The following is a 4,214-nucleotide window of genomic DNA, read 5'->3' as shown; positions in this document are numbered from 1 at the left end:
ACCGCCCGGACGAGCGCCACGAGGAAGTGCTGAACGAGATCTTCGATCTCTTCGTCAATCTCGACGCCACCGAAGAGCAGCTCGACTTCCCGGTCGTCTACGGCTCGGGCCGCGGCGGCTGGATGGCCGACGCGCCGGACGGCCCGCAGGACAAGGGTCTCGAGCCCCTGTTCGACCTCATCGTGAAGCACGTTCCCGAGCCGGACACCGCCGGCAAGGACGAGCCGTTCAAGATGATCGGCACGATCCTCGAGGCCAACCCGTTCCTCGGCCGCCTCATCACGGGCCGCATCCAGTCCGGCTCGATCAAGCCGAACCAGGCCGTCAAGGTTCTGAACGGCGAAGGCCAGCTGCTGGAATCGGGCCGCATTTCCAAGATCCTCGCCTTCCGGGGTCTGGAGCGCACGCCGATCGACTACGCCGAGGCGGGCGACATCGTCGCCATCGCCGGCCTCCAGAAGGGCACGGTCGCCGACACGTTCTGCGATCCGCAGGTGAACGAGCCGCTCGTCGCGCAGCCGATCGACCCGCCGACCGTGACCATGAGCTTCATCGTCAACGACTCGCCGCTCGCGGGCACCGAAGGCGACAAGGTGACGAGCCGCGTGATCCGCGACCGCCTGTTCAAGGAGGCCGAGGGCAACGTCGCGCTCAAGATCGAAGAATCGGAGGACAAGGACTCCTTCTTCGTGTCGGGCCGCGGCGAACTCCAGCTCGCCGTCCTCATCGAGACCATGCGCCGCGAAGGCTTCGAGATCGCCGTCTCGCGTCCGCGTGTGGTGTTCGAGAAGGACGAGGACGGCAATCTGCTGGAGCCCGTCGAGGAAGTCGTCGTCGACGTGGACGAGGAGCATTCCGGCGTCGTCGTTCAGAAGATGTCCGAGCGGAAGGCCGAGATGATCGAGATGCGGCCGTCAGGCGGTGATCGTCTGCGCCTCGTCTTCCATGCCCCGACCCGCGGCCTCATCGGCTACCAGGGCGAGCTGATGACCGACACGCGCGGCACGGCGATCATGAACCGCCTGTTCAAGGCCTACGAGCCCTTCAAGGGTGAGATTCCCGGCCGCCGCAACGGCGTGCTGATCTCGAACGACAAGGGCGAGGCCGTGGCCTACGCCATGTGGAACCTGGAAGATCGCGGCCCGATGATGATCGAGCCCGGCGCCAAGGTGTATCAGGGCATGATCGTCGGCGAGCACAACCGTGAGAACGATCTCGAGGTGAACGTGCTCAAGGGCAAGAAGCTCACCAACATCCGCACCACCTCGAAGGACGAGGCCGTGCGCCTCACCCCGCCGATCCGGATGACGCTGGAGCGTTCGCTGGCCTGGATCGACGACGACGAGCTCGTCGAGGTCACGCCGAAGTCGATCCGCCTGCGCAAGGCGATCCTCGACCCCAACGAGCGCAAGCGCTCGCAGAAGGCCAAGGCCGAAGTGGCCTGATCGAAACGCCTAGGCTTATCGCCCGGGCGTTTTCATTTCGAGGCGCACGCGACCTGCACCCGGCGCAGCCCGCGGGTGCCGACCATGGGCGTTGCCCAGGCGCCTGCCCTCTGATCCTCTGCCCGCCTGTCAGGGAGGATCTCATGCAAACCCGCAATCTCGGCCGCTCGGGCCTTCGCGTCTCGCTCGTCGGCCTCGGCTGCAACAATTTCGGTGGGCGCATCGACCTGGAAGCGACCCGCAAGGTCGTCGATGCCGCGATCGAGCATGGCATCACCCTGTTCGACACCGCCGACATCTATGGCGAGAAGGGCGGGTCGGAGACCGCGCTGGGCCAGGTCCTCGGCGCGCGCCGCAAGGACATCGTGCTCGCCTCGAAATTCGGGATGCGGATGTTCCATGGCGGTGAAGGCGGGTCGCGCCGCTACATTATGAGCGCCGTCGAGGAATCGCTGACGCGGCTCAAGACCGACTGGATCGACCTCTACCAGTTCCACAAGCCGGACCCGCTGACTCCGATCGACGAGACGCTGCGGGCGATGGACGACCTCGTTCGCCAGGGCAAGGTGCGCTATATCGGCTGCTCCAACATGGTCGCTTGGCAGGTTGCCGACGCGCAATGGACGGCGCGGGATCTCGGGCTCGGCGGTTTCGCCTCGGCGCAGGACGAGTACAGCCTTCTGAAACGCGGCGCCGAAAAGGACCTGATCCCAGCCATCGCGCATTACGGCATGGGGCTGTTGCCCTATTTCCCGCTCGCAAATGGGGCGCTCACCGGCAAGTACAAGCGCGGCGCGGCGATGCCGGAGGGTGCTCGGCTGACCAAGCTGCCTGAGCGCGCCGGCCAGATCTTCAGCGAGGACAACTGGCGCAAGATCGAGGGCCTGACCGTCTTCGCCGAGCAGCGCGGCCACAGCCTCGTCGAGCTCGCCTTCTCCTGGCTCGCCGCCCAGCCTGTGGTTTCCAGCGTGATCGCCGGAGCGACCAGGCCCGAGCAGATCGCTGCCAACGTCAAGGCCGCCGACTGGGCGCTGACGGCGGAGGATCTGGCCGAGATCGACGCGATCACAGCCTGAAGTCCCCGGCGGCGCCACCGCTCGGAACTTCGCCGCGACGGGCTTCGTTGTCCCCTTCGGGGGATGTTGCCGTGATTACGAAGCTGCGCTGGATTGTCGCCCATCTGACGCGACGGCTGTGGTTCCGCGCCGCCATGTTCGCGCTGCTCGGAATCGCCAGCGCGCTTTTGTCGATCGTGGCGGCGCCGCTGGTGCCGGACACGGTTTCCGCCGGCGTCGGGGCGGACGCCGTCGACAAGATCCTCGGCATCCTTGCTTCCTCCATGCTGACGGTCGCGATTTTCTCGCTGACGACGATGGTGTCGGCCTATGGCGCGGCAGCGTCATCCGCCACGCCCCGGGCGACGGCGCTGCTTCAGACTGATACCGGCGCGCATAATGCGCTCGGCACGTTCATCGGCGCCTTCCTGTTCAGCCTCGTCGGGCTCATCGCCTTGAGCACCGGGCTTTACGGCTCCAGCGGCCGGCTGCTTCTGTTCGGCGTCACCATTCTGGTCGTCATCGTCGTGGTCGCGACCTTCATCGGCTGGATCGACCGGCTCTCGCATCTCGGCCGCATGAACGAGACGATCGATCGCGTCGTCGTCGCCGCCGCCGAAGCGATCGATGACTATGTCGCCGCGCCCTGCTTCGGTGCGTCGTCGGCGCGCCCGGTTCCGGCCGGGGCGGTAGCCGTTGAAAGTCCCGCGACAGCCTATGTCCAGTTCATCGACGTGCCGGCTCTGGCGAAGCTCTGCCATAAAGGCGGCGGCGAGGTCGATGTCGTGGTTCTGCCCGGCTCCTTCGTTGGCCAAGGCGATATCCTGGCCTGGGTCGTTGGCTTGGCCGAGCAGGACCGCTCGGCTGTGCTGGACGCTTTCGTCCTCGGGGCCAGACGGTCCTTCACGCAGGATCCACGCTTCGGCCTGATCGTGCTGTCGGAGATCGGAACGCGAGCCCTGTCTCCGGCCGTGAACGATCCGGGCACGGTCATCGATGTGCTCGCCGGCTTCGCCAGGCTCCTGCGTCGCGAGCCGGAGCGGAGCCCGGTGCCGCCCGCCGAGAATGTCCATCTGCCCGAGCTGCGTCCGGAGGCTCTTCTGGAGGACAGCTTCGCCCCCTTGATCCGGGAAAGCGTCGGACAGCTGGAAGTGCAACTGCGTTTGCAGCGGATCCTGGCGATCGTCGCTGGCCATCCGCTCTTCGCCGAGGGGGCTCGGACTCTCGCCGATGACGCTGCACGCCGCGGATTGGCCGAGACCACGCACCCGCGCGATCGCGAGCGGCTGGCCGAGGCGGCGCGCTGGGTTCTGCGGGAAGGCCGTTGACGGTGCTGCCATGCGCTGGCGTTCACGATGCGAATTGCGCCGTGTTGCGCATGGACCGCCCGCCCCCGCCCTTCTATGGTCCGCGCCATGAGCGAGAAAGCCTCCCTTGCGCCTGCGCTGAAGCCCGGCGACCATCTCTTCCTGGTCGATGGCTCCAACTTCATTTTCCGCGCCTATTTCCAGTCGATCAATCAGGACCGGAAATACAATGCCCGCTCGGACGGGCTTCCCTCCGGCGCGGTGCGGCTCTTCGCGACCAAGCTCTTCCAATTCGTGCGCGAGGGCGTGCTCGGCGTGCGGCCGACGCATCTGGCCATCGTCTTCGACAAATCGGAGAACTCGTTCCGCAAGGCGATCTACCCGGCCTATAAGGGCAACCGCTCCGA

The 4,214-nt window shown here is 66.3% G+C and carries 4 protein-coding genes; all 4 read left to right on the top strand.

Going from position 1 to position 4,214, the window contains the following annotated elements; genetic code table 11:
- Window positions 1-1,445 (top strand): EF-Tu/IF-2/RF-3 family GTPase (locus tag ACOJTB_RS00790; protein WP_420100607.1); only part of this gene is annotated, 1,445 nt, incomplete at its 5' end.
- A gap of 143 nt (window positions 1,446-1,588) precedes the next feature.
- Complete coding sequence (locus ACOJTB_RS00785) at window positions 1,589-2,521, top strand: aldo/keto reductase (RefSeq protein ID WP_420100606.1); 933 nt, start codon at window positions 1,589-1,591, stop codon at window positions 2,519-2,521.
- Window positions 2,522-2,592: 71 nt separating this feature from the next.
- Window positions 2,593-3,828 carry a DUF2254 domain-containing protein gene (locus tag ACOJTB_RS00780; protein WP_420100605.1) on the top strand — a complete coding sequence of 412 codons (1,236 nt, stop codon included), beginning with the start codon at window positions 2,593-2,595 and terminating at the stop codon, window positions 3,826-3,828.
- 87 nt (window positions 3,829-3,915) lie between these two features.
- On the top strand, window positions 3,916-4,214 hold a 299-nt coding region (locus ACOJTB_RS00775), incomplete at its 3' end, for a hypothetical protein (RefSeq protein WP_420100604.1).

Source organism: Allobosea sp., from assembly GCF_048595345.1.
In the GTDB taxonomy this organism is placed as follows: domain Bacteria; phylum Pseudomonadota; class Alphaproteobacteria; order Rhizobiales; family Beijerinckiaceae; genus Allobosea.
Note: the sequence above shows the minus strand (reverse complement) of the source record. Positions and strands in the feature narration are given on the sequence as shown.

Coding starts and splice junctions, on each gene's coding strand:
- ACOJTB_RS00785 (WP_420100606.1), top strand. CDS start 1,589: ATGCAAACCCGCAATCTCGGCCGCTCGGGCCTTCGCGTCTCGCTCGTC.